Here is a 23,281-nt window from a genome sequence, read left to right on the forward strand (position 1 = left end):
GAGAGGATGGGCGGATGGCGCTTCTGAGGGAGTTCTGCGCGGAGAATATGGAGCGGGTCCCGGCGGCGATCGAGGCGGGCGCGGCCCGCGTGGAGCTGTGCGACAACCTGGCCGTGGGCGGCACGACGCCGTCGTACGGGGTGATCAAGGCGACGGCGCGCTACGCCCGTCCGCGCGGCGTAGCCGTGATGACGATGATTCGCCCACGCGGGGGTGACTTCGCCTATTCCGCGGACGAGCTCGCCATCATGCGCGATGACATCGCGTGCGCCTGCGAGCTCGACACCACGGGCGTCGTCTTCGGCTGCTCGCGGGACGGGCACCTCGACGAGGCAGCCACGGACGAGCTGCTGGGTGCGGTGCGCGAGGCGGAGAAGGCACGCGGCGAGCGCGTGCAGGTGACGTTCCACATGGCGTTCGACGAGATTCGCGCCGACGAGCAGTTTGCCGCCATCGACTGGCTGGCCGAGCGTGGCGTGACACGCATCCTCACGCACGGCGGGGTTGCGGGAACCTCGATCGAGGACAACCTGGGACGCCTGCGCGAGCTCGTGGAGCATGCGGCGGGGCGCATCACCATCCTGCCGGGTGCCGGCATCACGTGGGAGAACGTGGAGCACGTGGCCGGCGAGCTGGGCGTGGTCGAGGCGCACGGAACCAAGATCGTGCGGCTGTAGGGGAAGGTTATGCGGCTGAAGGGGAGGGCGGCCCGCTTGGGCGGTCCTTGCCGCCTGCCACTGCGGCCCGGTCGCCGGGGTGGGTGCTCCGGTCCTCGCGGGCCTCTCGGTGTGGTTGCTCGTGAGCCTCATGGCGCTTTCGGTGGCGCTGCTGGGGAAGTTCGGCATCGTCCGCTGCTTGGGCGTTGCCGGCGGGATTGGCCCAGGACGACGACTTGCTGGCCTGCCGGCTGTGGCGAGTTGGCCTGCCGGCTGTGGCGAGCTGACTCGGGCAGGCCACTCAAGCCCCACGTTGACGGCCCGTCTCAAGGATTATCACGGGGCCTGGCATCGTGCCGGGCCCCGTTTCCATGTGTGCGTTGGTTCCGGAGTAACCGGCCTGCACGTGGGCGCAAGGGACGGATGCAGCCAAGAAGGGCGAGGTGGGCCGATAAGCCGGGTTCTGTCGTGGACGACCATTTATCTACTGCGGGCGTCGCCACCCGCCTCTATCGCGCAACCCGAGCGCGGTGCGGGCCACACCATGGCGCTCCTATTTGCGTTTTCTCCGGATGGGGCTTGCCAAGCCGCCGTGTTGCCACGACGCTGGTGGTCTCTTACACCACCGTTTCAGCTTTTCCCTTTGCGCGGGCCGAAAGGCCCCGGCGCCAGTTGGAGTCTTCTTTTCTGCGGCGCTTTCCGTCGGGTTTCCCCGCCCGGCCGTTAGCCGGCATCATGCCCTGTGGAGCCCGGACTTTCCTCATGACGCGCACCCAAGGCGCGCGTCCCGCGGTCGTCTGGCCCACCTCGCGGGCGGTATTGTAGCACGAGGGCGGCCGGTGCCATACGCCGAACATGTGGCACGTTGATGCGCGACGCCGCACACGTCAGATTCGCGACCGTAGCGTTATTGGACAGAGAGGTACTCGCCAACTGGGGTTTTGCAGGCTCGCATGTCCGAAACCGCTACGCTCGTGAGCTCCAATCTGTCGAGTGGAGCGTCTTTGGACAACTGGTCTCTCGCCAACTGGGGTTTTGTCGGGCCGTCTGTCCGAAAGCGCTACGGTCGCGGATTATGGACTGTCAGCTGGACTGCCAACCGGAGTACCCCCGGACCCCGGCCGCCGGACGCCATGCGCAAGGCCTCCACAAGCCAAAGACCGCATCCCAAGGTGTCCGAACAGGCAAGCGGACAGCTGTCCCGTACGCGTCGGACAACCTTCCCCCTGCGTAAAGGTTTGGGACGACAGGGCCCGTCGCGCCCTTATGTTCCTTGCAGACACGTTACGTCATGCCCACCAAGCATCAATCTGCTCCCCCAGAAGCACATTGGCACAACGCGTAGCAGGGGATTCAGCGCATTCTGTTAACGCAAACAACCTGTCTTGACTTTGCAACAAATTAAGTAATTGATATCATGAACCATTTACACCAACTGGTATTGACTTGTCAAGTACCGTTCGCCGACGGCGAACGGCATCTCTGCATACAACGCCTTCCCTACCTGCATACCAGACCACCTACCTCGTGTGATATGGAAATTGCCATCGCGCGAGAAGCATTTTGCGCCATGGGAATAAACTCCGTTCGCTCCCGGAAAACCGACCGTTCGCGGGTCGGGAAGCCCCCTGCCTTTGACCCTGACCCGGGGGCAGTTTCGAGAATCGAATACAGTGAGTTGGGATTTCGGTCGGACGCTCACTCGTCCCCATGCCCGGAGTCCCTCAGGCCAGCTGCAGCGGCCCCTGCCAACAGGTACGGACATCAAGAAGGGAAGGGAATGCATGGGAGCATCGGCAGTCCCGGTTGACGCGAGCCTTGCGCTCCAGAAGAAGAGGGCGCTTGAGAGCAGCTTCTTCAAGAAGGGCGTGGGCCTCGGTCTTTTCTCGGGCATTACCTACGGTCTCTACACCGCGTTCATCACGGTCGCGCAGAACAGCGGCATCTGGGCCGACTGGTTCGGCACCATCGACCCCACGAGTCTCCTGCTCATCTTCATCCTGCCCACGATCGCTGCGGCGCTCAACGACTCCTGCAGTGCCATCTGGGCCCTCATCGTCACCATCAAGCAGGGCAAGTTCAGCGACTTCGTCCAGACCATCGGCTCCAAGCCTGGCAAGTTCATGATCCTCGCCGCGCTCGCCGGCGGCCCCATCGCCAACGTGGCCTTCATCATCGGCCTCAGCCAGGCCGGCCCCATCGTCACGCCGGTCTCGGCGCTTTGCCCCGCCATCGGCGCCATCCTCGCCCGCATCCTCTACAAGCAGGAGATGGGCCCGCGCGTGGTTCTCGGCATCGTCATCTGCATGGCCGCGAGCCTCATGATCGGTGTCACGAGCCTCACCGGCGAGGTCGAGCCGGGCATGGCCGTCGGCCTCGCGCTCGCGCTCGTCGCCGCGCTCGGCTGGGGCATCGAGGGCTGCATCGCCGGCTTCGGCACGTCGATGATCGACTCGCAGGTCGGCATTACCATCCGCCAGTGCACCTGCGGCCTCTCCAACCTCATCATCATGGTCCCCATCCTCACCCTCATCTCGGGCGGCTCGCTGGGCGACACGTTCGCCTACGTGGGCAACGCCATCATCGACGCGCCCTCCATCGTGTTCTTCGTGGTCTCCGGCTTCTTTGCCTACATCTCCTTCTCCACCTGGTACAAGGGCAACTCCATGTGCGGCGCGGCCCTCGGTATGGCGCTCAACGGCACCTACACCTTCTTCGGCCCGTTCTTCACCTGGATCGTCCTCGGTCTCGTCATGGGCCTCGAGGGCTACGCACTGGCTCCCATCGCCTGGGTCGCCGCCATCGTCATGATGATCGGCATCTTCGTCATCGCCATGAACCCGTTCGACCTGTTCAAGAAGGGGGATGAGGCCGCATGAGCCGCCCTCTGAACTACGAGATGCTCAAGTACTTCACCAAGGTCGACGAGGCATCCGTCGACGAGGTCATGGACGCGCTCAAGGCCAACTACTCCCACCACCGCGCCTTCAACAAGAAGGCGATGGTCGAGGCCCTCATGACGGCCGAGAAGAACGGTCTCATCGCCGAGTCGCGCTTCGACCTCGACCCCAAGGGTGAGGTCCGCGTCTACTACAGCGCAGACGACGACCAGAAGCGGCAGATCAACTCCTACATCAAGTAGGGAAGGAGGATGCACATGCGCTACAAGGGCGAGCAGGCCATAGGCCTCATCGAGACCATCGGCATGGTCCCGGCGCTCCTCGCGGCGGACGCCATGTATCCGCCCCTTTGCCGATCGCCCCTTCTTCGGCACGCCCATGCTCTTTGGACCAGCCCATTTGTCCGAAACCGCTACGTTCACGAGCCCCAATCTGCCGAGTGGAGCACTGTCGGACAAGAGGATTCTCGCGACCTGCGGTTTTACGAGACCTCCTGTCCGAAACTGCTACGTTCGAGAATTTTCAACCGGCGACTGTAGCGTTATCGGACAACGGGCTTTCAGCCAACTGGGGTTTTGTCGGGCTGCCTGTCCGTAAACGCTACGCTCGCGGATTATGGGCTGGCGAGTGGAGCATTTTCGGACACGTTTGGATGCGCTCGCCCATGCTTGCTCGTGTCGCCCATGCCCGCTCGTGCTGCCCATGCTTGTGCAGTCTGCCCATGCTTGCACAGTCTGCCCATGCCTGCTCGTGCCGCCCTTGCTTGCACAGTCTGCCCATGCCCACTTGTGCCGCCCGCCTGTTGGCTGTCCCGCTCGCCAAATCGGCTCGTGATACCTCCCGCGGAACCTGTCACAACGCTTACGTGCAAGTTCGCTCGCATCCTGTCACCATGGAGACGTTTTGCCAACTGTGCAACCCATGCAATGAAGAGAGAGCTCCATGTCAGACAGAGACACCAGCGACCGCGCGGCCGACGCCGTCGCATCCTCACCCGACCAGTCCACGGCAAACCAGGCCGCCACGCCCGACGCGCCGTTCTCGACCACCTACCACAAGGGCCCCGTGATCCTCCGCGGCGACATGATCCCCAAGGAGACCACCACCGAGCACCTGCTCTCGCCCGAGTCCACCACCGACTGGCTCCACATGGACCCGTGGCGCGTGATGCGCATCCAGGCCGAGTTCGTCGACGGCTTTGGCGCCCTGGCCGAGCTGGGCCCTGCCGTGGCCTGCTACGGCTCGGCGCGCACGGGGCGCATGGACCCCATGTACAGCGCGGCGCTCCACGTGGGCAAGAAGCTCGCGCAGCGTGGCGTGGCCGTGATCACGGGCGGCGGCCCGGGCATCATGGAGGCCGTGAACAGGGGAGCTGCCGGTGTGGGCGGCACGTCGGTGGGCCTCGGCATCGAGCTGCCGCACGAGGAGGGCATCAACCGCTGGGTCAACCTCGGCATGACGTTTCGCTACTTCTTCGTGCGCAAGACCATGTTCGTGAAGTACTCGAGCGGCGCGGTTGTGTTCCCGGGAGGCTTCGGCACACTTGACGAGGCGTTCGAGGTGCTCACGCTCGTGCAGACGCACAAGGTCGCCATGACGCCGATCGTGATGTTCGGGCGCGACTACTGGCAGGGGCTCTTCGACTGGCTGGGCGGCACGGTGCTCGACTCCGGCAACATCTCGAGCCTGGACCCGAGCCTCGTGACCATCACCGACGACGAGGACGAGGCCGTCGAGGTGGCCACGAGCGCCCTCAAGCTGTAGCGGACGCGCCCGGGCACGGTGCGCTGCCGCGGCCGGGGGCCGGCGCGGCGACGCGTTCGACCGAGATGCCCCACCGCCCCCGAGCGGTCTTTGGCAGCGCCCTGTTGGTGTGCCATGATGGAGCCAACACGTCCGAGGCGGCGTCACGGCCATGGCCACGAGCGTCGCCCACACGCACAATCGGGAGGACCGATGGACCGCATAGCCAGCTTCACCGTCAATCACCTGCTGCTCAAGCCGGGTGTGTACGTCTCGCGCGTCGACCAGGACCCGGCGACGGGCGCCGTGGTGACCACCTTTGACCTGCGCCTCATCTCGCCCAACGACGAGCCGGTCATGAACACGGCCGAGTGCCACACCATCGAGCACCTGGGCGCCACCTTCCTGAGGAACCACCCCGTGTGGGCGCCGCGTGTGGTCTACTTTGGTCCCATGGGCTGCCGCACTGGCTTCTACCTCGTGGTATTTGGCGAGGTGACGTCGGAGGGGATTCTGCCGCTCGTGCGCGAGCTCTTCGGGTTCGTCCGTGACTTCGAGGGCGAGGTTCCCGGGGCCAGGCCGGAGGAGTGCGGTAACTACCTGGACCAGAACCTCGGCATGGCCAAGTGGTTTGCGCGGCGCTACCTCGAGCGCGACCTCGGCGAGGACGTGCGGCTTTCCTATCCCGGCCTGCTTGGCGACGAGGCGGGCCGGTAGGGTGGCTCGTGAGGAGGGGCCCGCGACGGGTGGTGGCACGGCCAGGGAGACGGGCATGGCTGGCGGCGAGGTCTTGGACGATGCCCACGCCCATGCCGCCCACGACCCGCATCCCTTGCCCGACTACACCGTGGGCGAGGAGATTGCCAACTCCGTGACGCATGGCCTGGGCGCGATGCTCTCCGTGGCCGGCCTCGTGCTGCTCATCGTGCGCGCGGTCGACGCCGGCGGCGCCCCCAACGAGCTCGCGAGCGCCATCATCTTTGGCCTCTCGCTCATCCTCGAGTACTCGATGAGCACGCTCTACCACGCCATCACCTACGTGCCGGCCAAGCGCGTGCTGCGCACGCTCGACCACAGCTGCATCTACCTGCTCATCGCCGGAAGCTACACGCCGTTCACGCTGGGGCCGCTTCTGCATGAGGGCGGTGTGGTGCTGCTCGTGGTGGTGTGGGCGTTTGCGCTCGTGGGCATCGGCGTGGAGGTCTTCCTGCGCGAGCGCCAGCCTCGCTGGGTGACCATCACGATCTACCTCGTGATGGGGTGGCTCGTCGTGTTTCGCCTGCCGCAGCTGCTGGCCTCCCTTGCGCCGGGCTGCCTGGCCCTGCTCGTTGCCGGAGGGCTCTGCTATACCGTGGGAACCGGCTTCTACCTGGCCAAACGCGTGCGCTACATGCACAGCGTGTGGCACCTGTGGGTGCTCGCGGGAAGCGTCTGCCAGTTCCTGGCGGTGATCCTGTATCTGCTGTGAGTGTGGTGCGGCCGGCGCCATGCCAGGGGCTCAGAGGCCGCCCGTAAGGGAAGCGAAGAGGGGGGGGACATGGCTGACTACCAGCATCTTTCCCATGGGTTTGGTCCCGTGTTCGACGAACGCTCACGGGTGCTCGTGCTGGGCTCGTTCCCGAGCGTGCTCTCCCGGGCCAACGCGTTCTACTACGGAAACCCCCAGAACCGCTTCTGGCGGGTGATCGCCGCGTGCGCGGCAGTGCCGGTTCCGCCCAACGAGGGCGAGCGGGTGGCCGGGGTACCGGGCGGCCCCGTGAGCCTCGAGGAATCCATAGCCGCCAAGAAGTCGCTGCTACAGGCACATGGCATCGCGCTGTGGGACGTCATCGAGAGCTGCGACATCAAGGGCTCGAGTGACGCGAGCATACGAAACGTCGAACCCGTGGACATCGTGCGGGTGCTGGGTGTCGCGCGCATCGAGGCCGTCTTCTGCAACGGGGGAACGGCGGGGCGCCTCTACCGGCGCTATCTGCGGCAGATCGTGGGCATGGACGCCGTCGTGCTGCCGTCGACGAGCCCCGCTAACGCCAGTTGGTCGCTCGAACGGCTCGTTGGACGCTGGACTCACGAGTTGGGTACATATCTTAGCTAGATATATGCGTCACCATGAGTTCTTATTCATTTTGTCTATGAGCGGTCCCCGCCCGCGTCGCGCTCGCGTGCCTGGTTGCCCTGGCCGTCCAGAGCAGGGGAGGGCGCGTCGCCGCCTGGCACGTTCCCCGTGCCATCGTGATGTGCTGCGCCGCGAGTATCCATGGCATCGCGGCCATGCTCTACGTGTCCGGCGCTCCGGCGACCACGTACGCGCTGGGCTGGTGCGCCGTCGCGGCGTTCGTGGCATCCGGCATCGTGATGGCGCCGCCGGCGCGGACCGTCTTGGAGACTCCGCGAGCACCTGACACAAGCGCCTGTCCGTCGTGACGACCGTGCTCGTCGTCGCCTATGCCGTGGCCGGGCGTCTCTGGTCATCCCTAGCTGCGGTAACGCCGCTCCCGCGCCCTAGCCTGCCTACTCCGAGACGTCCACCTGGCAGCTGTGCATCGTGGCGATGGCGGCCTCGTGCGACTCGGGCGTGACGCCCGCACAGAGCCCGGGGTTCACGCGGACGGGGACCTCCGGCAGCGAGGCCTTGACTAGCAGCGCATTGCTCACCACGCAGATATCCGTGCAGAGCCCGCAGAGCTCCACCGAGTCGATGGGCTCGCGCTCGTTTTCGGCCGCGAGCCAGCGCGCCAGCTCGACCGAGCCAAAGGTCGGCTTCTCGAAGATGCGGGACCCGCGCTCGCGCCGCACGGCCTCGAGCTCGTCGACGAGCTCCCAGCCGTGCGTGCCGCGAATGCAGTGCTCCACGGGGAGGTTACGCCCCTCCTGCGTGCTGGCGTAGTTCTCGTGGTGCGTGTCGAGCGTGAAGACGACGGTGCCCGCGAAGTCACGGGCGTGCTCGGCCACCGCGGGCACGATGGCGCGTGCCTCGGCCGTGCCGAGCGCCCCGTCCACGAAGTCGTGCTGCATGTCGACGACGACCAGGTATGCGTTGGCCATGGGACCTCCCTGCGTCGGCGGGCCCCGCGACCCGCGACCAACCTAGATGAACAGGCTCATGTCGCTCGTCTCGCCCGAGCCGAGGAAGGTGGCGACGCCGCCCAGCTCGACCCCGCCGAGGAGCTCCTCCTTCGATATACCCATGATATCCATCGACATCTGGCACGCCACGATGCGCACGCCGTGCTCCTGCGCCTGGGCGATGAGCTCCTCAAGCGAGGCGATGCCCTTCTTGCGCATCATGAACCGGATCATATTGGGACCGATGCCGAGCGTGTTCACGCGCGAGAGGTCCAGCCAAAAGGTGCCCCTCGGCATCATGGCGCGGAACATGCGCTCGAGAGCGCCCTTTGCCACCTGCACCTTTGTGGGTTTGCACAGGATGTTGAGGCCCCAGAACGTCGTGAAGAACATCGTGACCTTGCGTCCCATCGCGGCCGCGCCGTTGGCGATGATGAACGCGGCGATGGTCTTGTCGAGGTCGCCGGAGAAGATGACAAAGGTCTTGTCGTGGCCGACCTGCACGTTTGCGGGCAGTGTCTGGGCCGCGGCACCCTGCATGGGCACGGTACCCGCGACGGGGAGCCCCGAGCCGTCGCCTGCGAGAGGCGTCGTGTCGGTGGGGTCGCTCATGGGGGTCACCTGCTTGTGTTGGTTTCGACGTTGATTGAATTGTGGGCGGCCCACGATTTCCGGCCCGTTTCGGGTGCCACAGCGTTAACACGACAGAAAGCAAGGGGTGATGAGCGCGTTATGGCCGAGGAGGGAGTGGCGGCAGCGCATCTACCGGACGCGTCGCGAATCGGGTCTTCGCACTTTCGAGTTGTGAACGATTTTTGAAGGCATTTTTGGGGTTGCTCGAGTAGCTTTCCCGGGGTTTGTAGGCGAAGTGCCCTCGCGGGGTCATAATAATCGTTCACAACTCGAAAGTGCGAAGATGCAAGATCGGGTTTGCCCGGTAGATTGCGTGCGGCGTGGGGCTTCTGGACCGATGCTGGCCGCTGCGAGTGGCTGTGGCCTGGCTACGATAGGGTTGCGGCCTGGCTACGGCAGGGTTGCAGCCTGGCTACGGCGGGGCCGTGGGCTGACCGCTGTGACCAGGGGCGGTGTTTTGGAGCGCGGGGGTGGGCTGCGACCAGCCGGCGGGCCGCCGGGGGCGCCCCACGGCTCGGGGCTGCCGCTCTCGTGCCAGGGACAGAGGCGCTATCCGACGTTTTCCCGCGGGACTCCGGATGCCCTAAGATGGGTGCGTTCGGGAGTGTCAGGATTCGGCGCCGGCGCCGGCGCACCGCGGAGCCTCGGGGGTGGCATATGGCTGACAGTGACTGCATGACGGGAGATACCGGACGCGTGCCGCTTGCGCTGCACGCCTGCTGCGGCCCCTGCTCGCTCGAGCCGGTTCACCACCTGCGCGAGGAGGGCTTCGAGCCCACCATCCTGTGGTGCAACCCCAACATCCAACCCGCCGCCGAACACGACCTGCGCCTGGCCACCCTCATGAGCTGGGCGCGCGAGGCATGCGTGCGCGTCATCCGCTGCGAGCGCGGCTCGGGTTCGGGCCTTGCGACGACGCCCACCATCGGCGAGCTGCGCGACCTCTGGGAGCGCGGCGTGGCCCCTCATGGCTTTGACCGCGAGGCCCGCTGCCGCGCCTGCTACGCCGAGCGTCTCTCCGTCACCTGCCGCGCCGCCCGCGAGCTGGGCTTCACGCATGTCTCCACGACGCTTGCGGTCTCGCCCTACCAGCTGTTCGACACGTGCTCGGAGGTACTCGTGCGGCTGGCTGGCGCCTATGGCCTCGAGCCCGTGGTGCGCGACTTTCGCCCCTTCTACCCCGAGGCCACGCGCGAGAGTAGGGAGCTGGGAATGTACCGGCAGAACTACTGCGGCTGCCGCTTCTCCGCGGCCGAGGCCGCCGTCGAGCGCCACGAGCGCAGGGACGAGCGCAAGCGCCAGAAGGCCGCCGAGAAGGCCGCGCGGGCCGCTCGCGCCGCTGGGCACGAGGTGGCGGGAGGCGGCGGGGCCAAGGCGTGCCCCGCGTGCATCTAGCTCGCGTCTATTGCGGCCGGCCAGCGTCCTGCGCCGGGCCGCCAGCCTCCAGCGCACGGAGTGCCTCCCTCGCGGTGAGCACGCGTGCCGCCGAGCTCCGAGACGCCGCGCGGTCATCGGTCGCGATGACTGCGCGGCTCCTCGCCTCGGCCGCGGGACCGGGCGTTGCGGTATGGTTATGGGCTGGAAAAACGCGCTGCCACGGAACCCGTCCCGCGGCCTGATTCGCCCGCCCACGCGGGCAAGGAGCTGCCCCATGCGTACCGACGACTTCGACTACCCGCTTCCCGACGAGCTCATCGCCCAGGCCCCCGCGGAGCCGCGCGATTCGTGTCGCCTGCTCGTGCTGCACCGTGGCGGCGGTGCCGGCGTCACGGGCGGGGCCACGCCCATTGCGGGCGGCGGCTCGGTGGAGCACCGTCGCTTCTCCGACATCATCGACTACCTCGAGCCGGGCGACCTTCTCGTGGCCAACAAGACGCGCGTCATGCCGGCGCGCCTCGTGGGCCACAAGGCCAAGACGGGCGGCGTGGCCGAGACCCTGCTGCTCAAGCGCCGCGAGGACCTCGATGCCATGGGTCACGTCTGGGAGTGCCTCGTGAACCCGGGCAAGCGCCTCAAGCCCGGCGCCGTCATCGTGTACCGCGCGGGCGGCCTCCACGCCCCGGAGAGCTCGCCGGTGGTGCTCACGGGCGAGGTCGCCGACTTCGTGGAGGACTCCAAGGGCGGCCGGCTCGTGCGCTTCGAGCCCAAGGGCACGGACCCCGCCACCGGCGAGCCGCGCACGCTCGACGACGCGATCCACGCCGCCGGCCACGTGCCCCTGCCGCCCTACATCACCCGCTACGAGGGCGACCCCGAGAAGTACCAGACCGTCTACGCCATGCACGAGGAGCACTCCGCGGCCGCGCCCACGGCGGGCCTGCACTTCACGCCCGAGCTCATCGAGCGCATCAAGGGCAAAGGCGTGGGCTGGGCCACGGTGGAGCTCGAGGTGGGCATCGACACGTTCCGTCTCGTGGAGGAGGACGACCCCACCCGGCACGTGATGCACACCGAGCGCTACCACGTGCCGGCCGAGGTGGTCGAGGCCGTGCACGCCACCAAGGCCGCGGGACACCGCGTGGTGGCCGTGGGCACGACGGCCGTGCGCTCGCTCGAGAGCGCCTTTGACCCGGAGGCACCGGCCGCCGAGCCGCCTATGGTGGCGCGCGGCTTCGCAGGCCGGCCCGATTCGGCCGACACGCTCGGCCGTGGTGACGTCGTGGTGCGCGAGAATGCCACGACGCAGCTCTACCTCATGCCGGGCTCCACATACCACGTGGTGGACGCCCTCATCACGAACTTCCACGTGCCGCGCTCGACGCTCATGATGCTCGTGAGCGCCCTGGCGAGCCGCGAGCAAATCATGGCCGCCTACCAGGCCGCCATCGACGAGCGCTACCGGTTCCTGTCCTTTGGCGACGCGATGCTCACCGAGTAGGGCGTCGCGGGTACGCGGGCATTGCGAGTGCGCGGGCATTGCGGGTGCGCGGGCATTGCGAGTGCGCGGGCATTGCGAGTGCGCGGGCGCCGCGGCCGTGTGGGCCGGGCGCCCGCGCCTGCCTTCTAGCGGCCGAGCGTCACCCAGAGGATGACGGCGACGACCACGACCACCGCAACCACGATCGAGTAGAAGGTGCGCCGCGCCCGCATCGTGCGCTCGCGCACGTCGCGCTCCTCGTCGGCGAGGACGTCGGCCTGCTGGCGGGCGTCCTCTGCGGCGGTGCGGGTCTCGGCGAGGGTCTGCTCGAGCTCCTCGGTCGCCTCGGGGTGGGCGTGGATGTCCTCCGCCTCGTCGATGAGGGCCTGCGCCGCGTCGATGCGTCCCTGTGCCAGGTCCTTGGCAGAGCGCTCCTCCTTGATCTGGCGCTCGAGGTCGGAGCCCTTGTCGGCAAGCTCGCGCTCGGCGTCGTCGGCCTCCTGGCGTAGACGCGCGTGCTCCTCGCGCTTCTCGCGCTCGTCGTCGCGGGCGGTCTCGAGGTCGGCCTCGGCCTCCTCGAGTGACTTCTTCTGGGTATAGAGGTGCGTCTGCGCGATCTCGACGGCCTTGGTGGTCTCCTGGGTGACGCGCGCCACGTCCTCTCGGGCGTTCTGCAGCTGGGCGAGGGCGCCCGCGACCCCGCTGCTCATCTCGGAGATCTCCTTGGCGCCGGCAGAAGGGTCGCGCTTGAGCTTGGTGAGCTGGTCCTGGAGGCGGGCCAGGCGGTTGGCGGCGTTGTCCGCCGCGCGGTTGGCCGAGGAGAGCCGGGTGTCGCGGGCGTTGGTGGCGTCGTCCGCCTGGGCCTGGGCGAGCTTGAGGGCGCGGGCAGCCTCGGCACGGGCGTGCTCGGCGTCCTCGAGGGTGCCCTTGGCGGAGTCCCTGAGCTCGCGGTAGGGGGCGATGCGGCGGTCGTTCTCGGCCTTGAGGCGCTTGAGCTCGGCCTTGTTGGCGTCTCGCTGATCGGCGAGGTCCTTGAGGCGCTCACCCGCGCTTGCGAGCAGGGCCGAGGCGTCCGCGAGCTCGTCGGTCTGCACGCGGACGATCTCGTCGTAGCTCCCCTCCACCTCGCGGCGGTGGGAGAGCTCGTCGTCCTGGTCCTTCGCGGTGCGCTCGAGCTCGGCGAGGCGGGCGCGGGCCTTCGCGAGCGCGCGGCGGGCGCGGGCGAGCTCGCGCATGGCCGAGATGCCCTCGCCGACCGTGCGGCTGCCGGCGGCGCCGAGCGTGCGGGCGTGGTCGAGGATGGTGGTGGCGCCGGGGTCGTCCGTCTCGGCGGCCGCTTCGGCGTCTCCGGTCTGCTCGTCCGTCTCGGCCTCGCTGGGCTCCGGCTCGTCCGTCTCGGCCTCGCTGGGCTCCGGCTTGTCCTCCTCCTCGTCGGTGGCCTCGAGCTCCGCGCTCGTCTCGACGTCGTCCTCCTCGGAGGCATCCCCCTGCTCGGGGTCCTCCTCCGCGTCCTCCTCCGGATACTCCTCGTCCCCCTTGGCATCGCTCGGCGATGCGCCTTCGCCCTCGTTCGCCTGGGCGTCAGCCTCGCCGTCTACCTCGTCGTTATTCGTCGATGCCGTGGTATCCTCGGCATCGGTGTCGACCTGGGAGTCCGCGCCGGTCGAGGCCTCGGCCGGGGCGCCTTCGCCGTCCTCGCTCGCGCCCGTTGCCTGGGCCTCGTCGGACATGGCCTCTCGCTCGTCGTCCATCTCGCCCTCGCAATCCTTGGAATCTGGGAATACCATTGTGGCCTAACGCCCAGGGCCGGGCGACGTCATATCCGAAGTTGCCAAACAGCCTTACCACGACCGCATCGGAGCCTTCATGAGCGAGAGCAATCCCCAGTCAGAAACGTCTGTCACGCAGGGCGTTTGTCCCGCCCCCGCATGCGGGCACGGGTCGGAGCCGACATGTGACGAATCATCCGGAAGGGGATGTGGCGGCGGGGCGAGGCTCTTCTCCTACGACATCCTCGCGCGCGACCCCGGCACGCACGCCCGCACGGGCGTCTTCCACACCGCCCACGGCGACATCCCCACGCCCATCTTCATGCCGGTGGGCACCAAGGCCACGGTCAAGGGACTCATGCCCGAGCAGGTCGAGCGCCTCGGCGCCAAGATCATCCTCAACAACACCTACCACCTCGCGATGAGGCCCGGCGCCGACACGGTGGCCGAGTTTGGCGGCGTGCACGAGTTCATGCGCTGGGACGGGCCCATCCTCACCGACTCGGGCGGATTTCAGGTCTTCTCCCACGGCGAGTTCATGAAGCTCACGAACGAGGGCGTGGCCTTCCGCGCGGTGGAGTACGACGGCCGGCGCGTGTTCTGGTCGCCCGAGGACAACATGGCCATCGCCGAGAAGCTGGGCGCCGACATCTGCATGCAGCTCGACCAGTGCCCGGGATACCCCGCCACGCGGCAGTTCGTGGAGCGCGCGGTGGAGCTCTCGAGCATGTGGGGCGAGCGCTGCTGGTGCGCCCACACCCGCCCCGACCAAGCACTCTTTGGCATCGTGCAGGGCGGCATGCACATGGACCTGCGCCTGAGGTCGCTGCGCCACCTGGAGGAGTGCGGCGACTTCCCGGGCTATGGCATCGGCGGCTACTCGGTGGGCGAGGACCACGAGACCATGTTCGAGACGCTCGCGCCGCTCGTCTCCGAGCACATGCCCGAGGGCAAGCCGCGCTACCTCATGGGCGTGGGCAACCCCACGACGCTCGTGCGCGCGGTGGCAGCCGGCGTGGACATGTTCGACTGCGTGCTGCCCACGCGCACGGCCCGCATGGGCACGGCCTTCTCGAACGAGGGCAGGCTCAACCTCAAGAACGCGCGCTTTGCGCACGACCACGGCGTGCTCGACGAGGGCTGCGACTGCCCGGCCTGTGCGGGCGGCTTCACGCGCGGCTACATCCACCACCTCGTGAAGCAGAGGGAGATGCTGGGTGGACTTCTGCTCTCGCAGCACAATATCCGCTACCTGCTGCGCCTCATGGAGCGGGCGCGCGCCGCGATCTCGGCGGGCACCTACGCGCAGTTCGTGAGCGACTGGATGGCCTCGCCCGCGGCCAACGACTTCTAGGGGTTCTCGGCGGGGGTCTCCGCGGGGCCGGCATCCGCGGCCGTGGCTCGGACTCCGGGCTTGCGACCCGAACGCCAAGGTGGCCTCCGACGTTTTGGCCAACTGGTACACTAGCAAGGTTAAAACGTCGAGTCTCCGGGGGCGCTGCCGCCGGGGCAAGAGGGGGTCCACATGGGTCGCGAGGCCAGGAAGAGCCACGGCGACGAGGCGCGCAGGGGTCGCGAGGACGTCGCCCGGAGGGGCGGGGACGCGAAGGCGCGGGCGGGTGCCGACAAGGGTGCCGACGTCGCATCCGACAAAGGTGCCGCGCGCGCTGCCAGCCGCACGTCTGCCGAGATAAACCGCCACGCAGGTGCCTTCGTCGTGGCCGTGCTGCTCGTCATCGCGAGCGTCGTGGCGCTGCTCGCGCCCGGCTGGGGCATCCCGCTCGGCACGCTTCTCGGCGGCGGGAACCGCGTGACGCTCACCGCGAGCGCCACGGACGGCTCGACGGCCTCTGCAGACGACGTCGCCACGGCCGCAAGCTCGCTCAACGCCCGCGCGGCGGCCCTCTACGAGAAGGGCGTGAGCGCCACCAAGGTCGCCGACGACTCGGTCGCCCTCGACGTGCCGGCCGCCTACGACGCGAGCCAGCTCGCCCGCGAGCTCTCGGGCACGGGCAAGGTCGAGCTCGCCCGTCTGGACGAGGTCTCCGACGCCGACGCCCTCGCCAAGATTCGCGCGGGCGCCTCGAACGTCACGCTCGCGAGCGGCTCGTACACGCCCTTCGTCACGAGCGACAACGTGACCTCGGCCAAGGTCGTCACGGCGCGGAACCCCCGCACGGGCGGCACCGCCTACGGCGTGACCATGGACCTCGACTCCGACGGCGCGCGCGCGCTCACCCAGGCCACCGACGACGCCTCCTCGACCACCTCGGTCTCCATCTTCGTGGCCGTGGACGGCACGGTCGTGGCCACGCCCTCCACCACCTCCAAGATCGAGGGCGGCCAGATCACGGTCTCCGGCGGCTTCACGCGCGACGAGGCCTACGCCCTCGCGGCGAAGCTCCAGAGCAAGCCGCTCCCCGTGAAGCTCGAGGTGGCGGGCACGGCCGAGACCCTCCACGCCGCGCTTGGCGGACGTGCGCTGGCAGTCGCCGTCGCGGCGGGCGTCGTGGTTGCGCTCGTGGCCGGCCTCGTGGCCTCCCGCGCGTTCGGTCGCGCCGGCTGGTCTGCCCTCGCGCTCTCGCTTGCCTCGCTCGTGTACGCGCTGGGGCTGCTCACGGTGGTGGCCCGCTTCGACCGCGTCATCCTCGGCATGCCCGAGCTCGTGGGGCTTGCCCTCACCGACCTCTGCGCCATCGCGTGCGCCTGCCTCGTGGCCCAGGGCTACCGGTCCTCGCGCGGCAGCGGCTCGTCGGTGCGCAAGGCCCAGGTGGACGCCCATGACCGCGTCTCCAACGGCCAGCACCTCATGGGTGCGCTCTGCGTGCTCGCGGCGCTGCTCGTGGGCGCGTTCCTCCTTGGCTCGCCCGCAAACGAGCTCGCGTGGGCCCTCGCCTGCGGCCTCGTGGGCGGTGAGGTTGCGCTCTTCTCGCTGGCGCTGCCGCTCGTCGACGTGCTGACGGCGGCCGACGCCGACGCGGCCCGCGCCAAGGCTGCGTCCGCGCACGACGCCGCGGACGAGACCGACGGCTCGCGTGCCGTCTCCTCCGAGAAGGCGGGGGAGTAGCGCCGTGGCCGGCCTCAGGGAGAGCGGCCGCTGGCGGGTGCTTGCCGGCGACGTGGCCGCCGAGCATGCGGCCCGCGCCGCCACCGGCATCACGTCTTTGGCCGCGCGGGTGCTCGTGGCCCGCGGCGTGCGCGACGCCGACGCCGCCCGCGCCTTCCTCACGCCCTCGCTCGATCGCGACTGGCTCGACCCACTCGAGCTGCCGGGCCTGGCCGCCGCGGCCGACCGCGTGGAGCGTGCCATCAGCGACCACGAGGTCATCGCCGTGTTCGGTGACTTCGACGTGGACGGCATGAGCTCGACCTGCCTGCTCACCCTGGCGCTGCGCGAGCTGGGCGCCGAGGTGCACCCCTACATCCCCAGGCGCTTTGGCGAGGGCTACGGCCTCTCGGCCGAGGCGCTCCAGCGCGTCGTGGACGGCTGCGACCCAGACCTCATCGTCACGGTGGACAACGGCATCGCCGCCGCGGCCGAGGTGGAGATGGTGCGCGCGAAGGGCATCGACGTCGTGGTCACCGACCACCACGAGCCGGCCGACCTCGTGCCCGAGGGCGTGCCCGTGTGCGACCCCAAGCTCGACCACGCCTGCCCGAGCTGCGACCTCGCCGGCGCCGGCGTGGCGCTCAAGCTCGCCCACGAGCTGGGCCGCCGCCTCGGCAAGCCCGAGCTCTGGCGCTCCTACACCGACGTGGCGACCCTCGGCACCATCTCGGACATGATGAGCCTCACGCGCGAGAACCGCGCGCTCGTGGCCGAGGGCATCGCGCGCATGCGCCACACCGACCGCCCGGGCATCGTGGCGCTCGCCGCCGTGGCGGGGACGGACCTCTCGCGCATCGAGGCCGATGCGCTGCCCTTCTCGCTCGTGCCCAGGCTCAACGCCGCCGGCCGCATGGGCGACGTCGACGTGGCCTTCGACCTGCTCATCTCCAACGACGCGGACGAGGCGGCGCGCCTGGCCGCCGAGCTCGAGACCATCAACCAGAACCGCCGCGACATCGAGCGCGAGCTCGCCGAGCAGGCCTTCGCCATGATCGAGGAGACCTACGACGGCGGCCGCGCCATCGTCGTGGGCGGCGAGGGCTGGCACGAGGGCGTGAAGGGCATCGTGGCGAGCCGCGTGGTGAACCGCTACCACGTGCCCGCGATCCTCTTCTCCATCTCCGACGGCGTGGCGCACGGCTCGGGCCGCTCGGTGGGCTCGGTCAACCTGTTCGACGCCGTGGAGCGCTGCGCCGATCTGCTCGTGCGCTTCGGCGGGCATGCGGGCGCCGTGGGCGTCACCATCGACGCCGACCGCATCGACGAGTTCCGCACCCGCCTCGAGTCGGTGCTCGCGGAGCTGCCGGCCGAGCAGTTCGTCGACACGGGCGAGGTGGCCGCCGAGGTGGGCCTCTCCGAGCTCGACGTGCCCACGATCGAGTCGCTCCAGGTGCTCGCCCCCTTTGGGCAGGGCAACAAGGTGCCGCTCCTCGCCGCCACCGGCGTGCTCATGAGGAACCGCGGGCGCGTGGGTCGCTCCGGCGAGCACCTGCGCTTCCTCGCCACCGACGGCGTGAGCTCGGTGCCGGCCATCATGTTCCGCACGCCCGACGTGGAGCGCGCCTGCGACTACGAGGGCGCGGTCGACCTCGTCTTCGAGGCTGTGGCCGAGACCTGGCAAGGCCGCACGAAGGCCAAGCTCATGGTGCGCGACATCATCTACCGCACGGCCGACGCGGACGCCCCCGCCCCCGAGGTGGCCGACGAGATCTTCTCGCGCGTGCCCAAGATTCTGGCCGCGGACTCACGCGAGGCCTCCCTCGCCGCAGACGCCTCCGCCCGCAGCCCCCTGAGCTCGCTCGACGAGGGTGCGCTCACCCGCGAGCTCGTGCGGCGCTTCATCGGCGACAACGACCTTCTGCCCGCGCAGCGAGCTGCCCTCGACGCCCTTGCGGCGGGCAAGAACGCCCTGTGCGTCATGGCGACGGGCCGCGGCAAGTCGCTCGTCTTCCACGTGCACGCCGCGCGCGAGGCCCTGCTTGCCCATAAGGCCAGCGTCCTCGTGTTTCCGCTCCGCGCCCTCGTGGCCGACCAGAGCTTCCACATCGCCGGCGAGTTGGCCTCCCTCGGCCTCTCGGCCCGCGTGCTCACGGGCGAGACGTCCGCCGAGGGCCGCGCCGAGACGTTCTCGGGGCTTGGCGCGGGCACGGTCGACGTCATCCTCACCACGCCGGAGTTCCTCGCCATCCACTCGGGCGAGTTCGCCGCGTCGGGCCGCGTGGGCTTCGTCGTGATCGACGAGGCGCACCACGCCGGCACCTCGGTGGGGGGCACCCGCTCGGCCTACCAGGACCTGCCGCGCGTCCTCTCCGAGCTGGGGCACCCGCGCTGCCTGGCCGTCACGGCCACGGCCGCCGCGCCCGCGGCCACCGAGATCTGCCGCCTCGTCGGCATCGACGGGGGCGACGTGATCGTCGACGACACCTGCCGCGCCAACCTCGAGCTCGACGACGAGCGCGAGATGCGCGACCGCGACGCCGCCCTCGTGGCGCTTGCCAGCACGGGCGAGAAGTGCGTCTGCTATGTGAACTCGCGCGAGCAGTCCGTGGTGCTTGCCCGCACACTCCGCCGCGAGAATCCCGAGCTCGGCCAGCGCATCGCGTTCTACAACGCGGGCCTCACGCGCTCCGAGCGCCTCCGCGTGGAGGCGGCCTTCCGCTCGGGGCAGCTCACCTGCGTCATCTCCACGAGCGCCTTCGGCGAGGGCGTCAACATCCCCGACATCCGCCACGTGGTGCTCTATCACATGCCCTTCGGCGCCATCGAGTTCAACCAGATGAGCGGACGCGCCGGCAGGGACGGCAGGCCCGCGACCATCCACCTCATGTTCGGCTCGCGCGACGCCCGCGTGAACGAGCGCATCCTTGCCTCCTACGCGCCCGACCGTGCCTCGCTCGTGTGCCTGTGGCGGGCCCTGCGCGGCCTCACGCAGCGCGCCGAGGCGACGGGCGAGCCGGGCGTGGCACGCACCAACGCCGAGCTCGTCGAGGCGTGCCTGCAGGTCTCTCCCACGGTGCCGCTCGACGAGCGCTCGGTCTCGGCGGGCATCGCGATCTTCCGCGAGCTGGGGCTCGTGGGCGTGGACGGCTTTGGCTCCAAACGTCGCATCTCGATGGCCAAGGCCCCCGAGCGTATGGAACTCGACAACTCCATACGCTACCTTGAGGGAATGAAATCGAGCGAGGAGTTCCACGAGTTTTCGGGCTGGGTGCTCTCGGCCACGCCCGCAGAGCTGCTCGACCGCATCAACAGGCCCATCACGCCGGGCTTCGGGACGCTCGTCGACGGAGGTCGCGGGCGCTCGGGGGCAGGCGCGCGCGTGGGCGAGAGGGAAGGTGGCTCGAATGAGTGACGCCAGGCACGCGGCCGCCACGCTGGCCCCCGAGGGACATCACACGGCGGCGCCCCCGGAGGGCGCGCCCAGGGTGGGGGCCGACGACTACCCGCTGCTTCGCAAGACCTGCTCGCGCTACCTCGCCCCCGACGAGATGGCCAAGGTCGACGAGGCCTACCGCTTCGCCGCCGAGTTCCACAAGAACCAGAAGCGCCGAAGCGGCGAGGCCTACATCAACCACCCCGTCGAGGTGGCGCTCATCCTCGCCCACGACCTGCACATGGACGAGGACGTCATCTGCGCGGCCCTCCTCCACGACACGGTGGAGGACACGCCGGCCACGCTCGCGGACCTCAAGGACCTCTTCGGCGAGACGGTGGCCGAGCTCGTGGACGGCGTCACGAAGCTCACCTCCATCGAGGTGGACTCGATGGACGCCAAGCAGGCGCTCAACCTCCGCAAGATGTTCCTTGCCATGAGCCGCGACATCCGCGTCGTGATCATCAAGCTGGCCGACCGCCTGCACAACATGCGCACCCTCGCGGCCCTGCCGCCCGACCGCCGCGTCTTCAAGGCGCACGAGACAATGGACGTCTATGCGCCGCTCGCAGACCGCCTCGGCATCTCGAGCATCAAGTGGGAGCTCGAGGACCTCGCCTTCTTCTACCTCGAGCCCGAGGAGTACCAGCGTATCGCCCGCATGGTGCAGGACTCGCGCGACCAGCGCGAGCGCGACACCGAGGAGGCCATCAAGACCCTCACCGACGAGCTGCGCCGCGTGGGCCTCTCCGACTTCCAGATCACGGGCCGCCCCAAGCACCTGTGGAGCATCTACCTCAAGATGAAGCGCAAGGGCAAGGAGTTCGCCGACATCTACGACCTCATCGCCCTGCGCGTCATCACCGACACGGTGGGCGACTGCTACTCGGCGCTCGGTGCGGTGCACTCGCTGTGGCACCCGCTGCCCGGCCGCTTCAAGGACTACATCGCCACGCCTAAGCCCAACGGCTACCAGAGCCTCCACACCACCGTGGTGGGTCCCGAGGCACGCCCCATCGAGATCCAGATCCGCACGCGCGAGATGCACGAGCAGGCCGAGTTCGGTATCGCGGCCCACTGGCTCTACAAGCGCGCGGGCAACTCCAAGGGCGACATGAGCGCCGACGACAAGAGCGTCGACAAGCAGATCTCGTGGATTCGCCGCAGCCTTGACTGGACGGTCGAGGGCGACATCGACGACCCGCACGAGTTCCTCGAGGACCTGCGCGTCGACCTCTTCGACGACGAGATCTTCGTGTTCACACCCAAGGGCGAGGTCATGAGCCTGCGCGCGGGGTCCACGCCGCTCGACTTCGCCTACGCCGTGCACACCGAGGTGGGAAACCACTGCGTGGGCGCCAAGGTGAACGGCTCGGTGGTGTCGCTCACGCGCCCGCTCGCCACCGGCGACCGCATCGAGATCCTCACCAACAAGAACGCCAAGCCCTCGCGCGACTGGGTGAACATCGTGCGCACGCCGAGCGCGCGCGCCAAGATTCGCAAGTACTTCACGGCCTCCACCAAGTCCGACGACGCCGACGCCGGCCGCTCCGAGCTGGCGCGCGAGCTGCGCAAGCGCGGCTACGGCATCTCCACGCCGCGTTCGGTGAAGGCGCTCGGGCGCGTGGCCGAGCAGCAGAGCTTCAAGACCGTGGACGACATGCTCGCCGCCATCGCAAACGGCAAGCTCACGGCCAAGTCGGTCGCCAACAAGGTGCAGGCCATCCTCGAGGAGGGCTCGCCGGCAGAGATCCTGGCCGCCCAGCAGAAGGCCCAGGCCGAGGAGAAGGCAGCGCGCGAGCAGTTCTTCACCTCCGACACGGCCGCGCCCATGACGGCGCCGCGCCACACCGGCTCGCGCGCCGCGCAGAAGCGGCACAACAGCTGCGGCGTGGTGGTCAAGGGCGACCCGGACCTGCTCGTGCATCTCGCGCGCTGCTGCAACCCCGTGGCCGGCGACGACATCGTGGGCTTCGTGACGCGCGGGCGCGGCGTCTCGGTGCACCGCGCCAACTGCCCCAACGTCAAGTCGCTCATGGAGCACCCCGAGCGCCTGATCGGCGTGGAGTGGGACACCTCGGGCGCCACGCAGTTCCAGGTCGAGATCATGGTCGAGGCCACCGACCGCATGGGGCTCCTCAAGGACGTCACCCAGGCGGTGGGCGACGCGGGCGGCAACATCCTGTCGGCCGCCACGAGCACGAGCGCCCAGGGCGTGGCGCGGCTGCGCTTCCTCGTGGCGATCAGCGACGCGAGCCTGCTCGACACGCTGCTCGCGAGCGTGGGGCGCGTGCCCTCCGTCTACGATGCGCGCCGCATCATGCCCGGCGAGGGCGCGAACACGATGTCGCGCCGGGGGTAGGGCGTCCGGGCGCGGTGGGTATCTTGTCTTTTGGGAAGCGTCCCAGGGTGAAAGGAGCGCCATATGGCGTTTTGGGATAGGGGGGCCGTGCCCCTCGACGACGTGGCGGCCGTCGCGGCCGGCAGGCTCGAGGTCCGCCAGTTCGTGGTGGGGCCCATCCAGACCAACTGCTTTGCCGTGGTGAGTGGCGGCAAGGCCATGGTGGTCGACCCGGGCGCGGAGGGCGCGCGCATCGCCGACGCCCTCTCGGATGCGAAGGTCGAGCTCGTCGTTGCCACGCACGGGCATGCCGACCACGTGTCGGGGGTGAGCGCGCTCGTGGCTGCCACGGGTGCCCCCTTCGCCATGGCTGAGGCCGACGTCGAGCTCGCGATGTGCGCCCGCAGGAACCACGCGTTTGGCATCACCTACGACGACGACGCGCCCCGCCCCGACCGCCTGCTCGCGCCGGGTGACGTCGTGGAGGCCGGTGCGGCGAGGTTTCGCGTGCTGGCGGCGCCGGGCCACACGCCAGGCGGCATCGTGTTCCTCGGCGAGGGCGACGCCCAGGGCATTGCCTTCGTGGGCGACACGCTCTTTGCCGGAAGCGCCGGTAGGACCGACCTTCCCGGCGGCAGCACGGCCGACCTCATGCGCACGCTCGCGCGCCTGCGCGACGAGATTCCGCCCAAGACGCATATCCTGTGCGGCCACGGCGAGGACACCACGATGAGCTGGGAGGTCGCGCACAACCCGTACCTGCGCTAGGGTCTTGGGCTGGATTTGCGCCTTGTTCGAAAAGGGCCGCCCGACCTGGCGTGCGCCAGGTCGGGC

At 68.9% G+C, this 23,281-nt stretch carries 19 protein-coding genes and 1 other RNA gene; 15 read left to right on the forward strand and 5 right to left on the reverse strand.

The window, feature by feature from the left end:
* The first annotated feature begins 14 nt into the window (after positions 1 to 14).
* Complete coding sequence (locus EFAMC1_RS01115) at positions 15 to 677, forward strand: copper homeostasis protein CutC (protein ID WP_154052507.1); 663 nt, start codon at positions 15 to 17, stop codon at positions 675 to 677.
* A 415-nt stretch (positions 678 to 1,092) separates the two neighbouring features.
* Here the strand turns inward: EFAMC1_RS01115 and rnpB are convergent.
* Positions 1,093 to 1,465: RNase P RNA component class A (gene rnpB / locus EFAMC1_RS01120), an RNA gene on the reverse strand.
* 975 nt (positions 1,466 to 2,440) lie between these two features.
* On the opposite strand from rnpB, the gene EFAMC1_RS01125 reads away from it, so the two are divergent.
* The 7 genes from EFAMC1_RS01125 to EFAMC1_RS01155 all read left to right on the forward strand — a co-directional run bounded on the left by EFAMC1_RS01125 (position 2,441) and on the right by EFAMC1_RS01155 (position 7,394).
* Entirely contained in the window at positions 2,441 to 3,535 is a 1,095-nt protein-coding gene (locus tag EFAMC1_RS01125; protein ID WP_154052508.1) for a hypothetical protein, read from the forward strand.
* The gene (locus tag EFAMC1_RS01130) at positions 3,532 to 3,798 is read left to right on the forward strand and encodes a hypothetical protein (protein WP_154052509.1); all 267 of its coding nucleotides are present in this window, start codon (positions 3,532 to 3,534) and stop codon (positions 3,796 to 3,798) included. The genes EFAMC1_RS01125 and EFAMC1_RS01130 overlap by 4 nt, the downstream gene beginning before the upstream one ends.
* Before the next feature lie 15 nt (positions 3,799 to 3,813).
* The gene (locus EFAMC1_RS11085) at positions 3,814 to 4,095 is read left to right on the forward strand and encodes a hypothetical protein (RefSeq protein WP_261981701.1); all 282 of its coding nucleotides are present in this window, start codon (positions 3,814 to 3,816) and stop codon (positions 4,093 to 4,095) included.
* A gap of 403 nt (positions 4,096 to 4,498) precedes the next feature.
* On the forward strand, positions 4,499 to 5,320 hold the full coding sequence (locus tag EFAMC1_RS01140; RefSeq protein WP_154052510.1) for a TIGR00730 family Rossman fold protein: 822 nt from the start codon (positions 4,499 to 4,501) through the stop codon (positions 5,318 to 5,320).
* Positions 5,321 to 5,512: 192 nt separating this feature from the next.
* Positions 5,513 to 6,016 carry an S-ribosylhomocysteine lyase gene (locus tag EFAMC1_RS01145; protein WP_154052511.1) on the forward strand — a complete coding sequence of 168 codons (504 nt, stop codon included), beginning with the start codon at positions 5,513 to 5,515 and terminating at the stop codon, positions 6,014 to 6,016.
* 55 nt (positions 6,017 to 6,071) lie between these two features.
* Positions 6,072 to 6,767: a PAQR family membrane homeostasis protein TrhA gene (gene trhA, locus EFAMC1_RS01150; protein WP_187324476.1), complete on the forward strand. Its 696-nt coding sequence runs from the start codon at positions 6,072 to 6,074 to the stop codon at positions 6,765 to 6,767.
* A 69-nt stretch (positions 6,768 to 6,836) separates the two neighbouring features.
* Entirely contained in the window at positions 6,837 to 7,394 is a 558-nt protein-coding gene (locus EFAMC1_RS01155) for a uracil-DNA glycosylase family protein (RefSeq protein WP_154052512.1), read from the forward strand.
* Between the two features lie 181 nt (positions 7,395 to 7,575).
* Here EFAMC1_RS01155 and EFAMC1_RS11090 read toward each other — a convergent pair whose 3' ends face one another.
* From EFAMC1_RS11090 to EFAMC1_RS01165, 3 genes are all read right to left on the reverse strand, one after another.
* Complete coding sequence (locus EFAMC1_RS11090; protein ID WP_261981702.1) at positions 7,576 to 7,704, reverse strand: hypothetical protein; 129 nt, start codon at positions 7,702 to 7,704, stop codon at positions 7,576 to 7,578.
* Positions 7,705 to 7,810: 106 nt separating this feature from the next.
* Positions 7,811 to 8,344, reverse strand: coding sequence for a cysteine hydrolase family protein (locus EFAMC1_RS01160; RefSeq protein ID WP_154052513.1), 534 nt, complete (start codon positions 8,342 to 8,344; stop codon positions 7,811 to 7,813).
* A 42-nt stretch (positions 8,345 to 8,386) separates the two neighbouring features.
* A complete protein-coding gene (locus tag EFAMC1_RS01165; RefSeq protein WP_154052514.1) occupies positions 8,387 to 8,977 on the reverse strand; it encodes a DsrE/DsrF/DrsH-like family protein in 591 nt (196 codons plus the stop codon).
* 678 nt (positions 8,978 to 9,655) lie between these two features.
* Here EFAMC1_RS01165 and EFAMC1_RS01170 point away from each other — a divergent pair.
* Positions 9,656 to 10,393 carry an epoxyqueuosine reductase QueH gene (locus tag EFAMC1_RS01170; RefSeq protein WP_261981703.1) on the forward strand — a complete coding sequence of 246 codons (738 nt, stop codon included), beginning with the start codon at positions 9,656 to 9,658 and terminating at the stop codon, positions 10,391 to 10,393.
* Positions 10,394 to 10,649: 256 nt separating this feature from the next.
* A complete protein-coding gene (gene queA / locus EFAMC1_RS01175) occupies positions 10,650 to 11,876 on the forward strand; it encodes a tRNA preQ1(34) S-adenosylmethionine ribosyltransferase-isomerase QueA (protein WP_154052515.1) in 1,227 nt (408 codons plus the stop codon).
* A gap of 125 nt (positions 11,877 to 12,001) precedes the next feature.
* On the opposite strand, the gene EFAMC1_RS01180 is transcribed toward queA, so the two are convergent.
* Positions 12,002 to 13,606, reverse strand: a complete 1,605-nt coding sequence (locus tag EFAMC1_RS01180) for a hypothetical protein (RefSeq protein WP_187324477.1) — start codon at positions 13,604 to 13,606, stop codon at positions 12,002 to 12,004.
* A gap of 115 nt (positions 13,607 to 13,721) precedes the next feature.
* Between EFAMC1_RS01180 and tgt the strand changes: the two genes are divergently transcribed.
* The 5 genes from tgt to EFAMC1_RS01205 all read left to right on the forward strand — a co-directional run bounded on the left by tgt (position 13,722) and on the right by EFAMC1_RS01205 (position 23,215).
* Positions 13,722 to 14,978 carry a tRNA guanosine(34) transglycosylase Tgt gene (gene tgt, locus EFAMC1_RS01185; RefSeq protein WP_154052516.1) on the forward strand — a complete coding sequence of 419 codons (1,257 nt, stop codon included), beginning with the start codon at positions 13,722 to 13,724 and terminating at the stop codon, positions 14,976 to 14,978.
* A 171-nt stretch (positions 14,979 to 15,149) separates the two neighbouring features.
* Positions 15,150 to 16,691 (forward strand): SecDF P1 head subdomain-containing protein, encoded by a 1,542-nt coding sequence (locus EFAMC1_RS01190; protein ID WP_187324478.1) that lies wholly within the window; start codon positions 15,150 to 15,152, stop codon positions 16,689 to 16,691.
* A 4-nt stretch (positions 16,692 to 16,695) separates the two neighbouring features.
* Positions 16,696 to 20,085 (forward strand): single-stranded-DNA-specific exonuclease RecJ, encoded by a 3,390-nt coding sequence (gene recJ / locus EFAMC1_RS01195; RefSeq protein ID WP_154052517.1) that lies wholly within the window; start codon positions 16,696 to 16,698, stop codon positions 20,083 to 20,085.
* Positions 20,078 to 22,468, forward strand: coding sequence for a RelA/SpoT family protein (locus EFAMC1_RS01200; protein WP_154052518.1), 2,391 nt, complete (start codon positions 20,078 to 20,080; stop codon positions 22,466 to 22,468). The genes recJ and EFAMC1_RS01200 overlap by 8 nt, the downstream gene beginning before the upstream one ends.
* Before the next feature lie 63 nt (positions 22,469 to 22,531).
* Entirely contained in the window at positions 22,532 to 23,215 is a 684-nt protein-coding gene (locus tag EFAMC1_RS01205) for an MBL fold metallo-hydrolase (protein ID WP_154052519.1), read from the forward strand.
* Positions 23,216 to 23,281: the final 66 nt, after the last annotated feature.

This window comes from Olsenella uli (genome assembly GCF_901212675.1).
Taxonomy (GTDB): Bacteria; Actinomycetota; Coriobacteriia; order Coriobacteriales; family Atopobiaceae; genus Parolsenella; species Parolsenella uli_B.

Bases quoted from the DNA above. Each gene is read 5' to 3' on its own strand.
- EFAMC1_RS01115 (WP_154052507.1), top strand. From the start codon at position 15: ATGGCGCTTCTGAGGGAGTTCTGCGCGGAGAATATGGAGCGGGTCCCG.
- EFAMC1_RS01125 (WP_154052508.1), top strand. From the start codon at position 2,441: ATGGGAGCATCGGCAGTCCCGGTTGACGCGAGCCTTGCGCTCCAGAAG.
- EFAMC1_RS01130 (WP_154052509.1), top strand. From the start codon at position 3,532: ATGAGCCGCCCTCTGAACTACGAGATGCTCAAGTACTTCACCAAGGTC.
- EFAMC1_RS11085 (WP_261981701.1), top strand. From the start codon at position 3,814: ATGCGCTACAAGGGCGAGCAGGCCATAGGCCTCATCGAGACCATCGGC.
- EFAMC1_RS01140 (WP_154052510.1), top strand. From the start codon at position 4,499: ATGTCAGACAGAGACACCAGCGACCGCGCGGCCGACGCCGTCGCATCC.
- EFAMC1_RS01145 (WP_154052511.1), top strand. From the start codon at position 5,513: ATGGACCGCATAGCCAGCTTCACCGTCAATCACCTGCTGCTCAAGCCG.
- trhA (WP_187324476.1), top strand. From the start codon at position 6,072: ATGGCTGGCGGCGAGGTCTTGGACGATGCCCACGCCCATGCCGCCCAC.
- EFAMC1_RS01155 (WP_154052512.1), top strand. From the start codon at position 6,837: ATGGCTGACTACCAGCATCTTTCCCATGGGTTTGGTCCCGTGTTCGAC.
- EFAMC1_RS01160 (WP_154052513.1), bottom strand. From the start codon at position 8,344: ATGGCCAACGCATACCTGGTCGTCGTCGACATGCAGCACGACTTCGTG.
- EFAMC1_RS01165 (WP_154052514.1), bottom strand. From the start codon at position 8,977: ATGAGCGACCCCACCGACACGACGCCTCTCGCAGGCGACGGCTCGGGG.
- EFAMC1_RS01170 (WP_261981703.1), top strand. From the start codon at position 9,656: ATGGCTGACAGTGACTGCATGACGGGAGATACCGGACGCGTGCCGCTT.
- queA (WP_154052515.1), top strand. From the start codon at position 10,650: ATGCGTACCGACGACTTCGACTACCCGCTTCCCGACGAGCTCATCGCC.
- EFAMC1_RS01180 (WP_187324477.1), bottom strand. From the start codon at position 13,606: ATGGACGACGAGCGAGAGGCCATGTCCGACGAGGCCCAGGCAACGGGC.
- tgt (WP_154052516.1), top strand. From the start codon at position 13,722: ATGAGCGAGAGCAATCCCCAGTCAGAAACGTCTGTCACGCAGGGCGTT.
- EFAMC1_RS01190 (WP_187324478.1), top strand. From the start codon at position 15,150: ATGGGTCGCGAGGCCAGGAAGAGCCACGGCGACGAGGCGCGCAGGGGT.
- EFAMC1_RS01200 (WP_154052518.1), top strand. From the start codon at position 20,078: ATGAGTGACGCCAGGCACGCGGCCGCCACGCTGGCCCCCGAGGGACAT.
- EFAMC1_RS01205 (WP_154052519.1), top strand. From the start codon at position 22,532: ATGGCGTTTTGGGATAGGGGGGCCGTGCCCCTCGACGACGTGGCGGCC.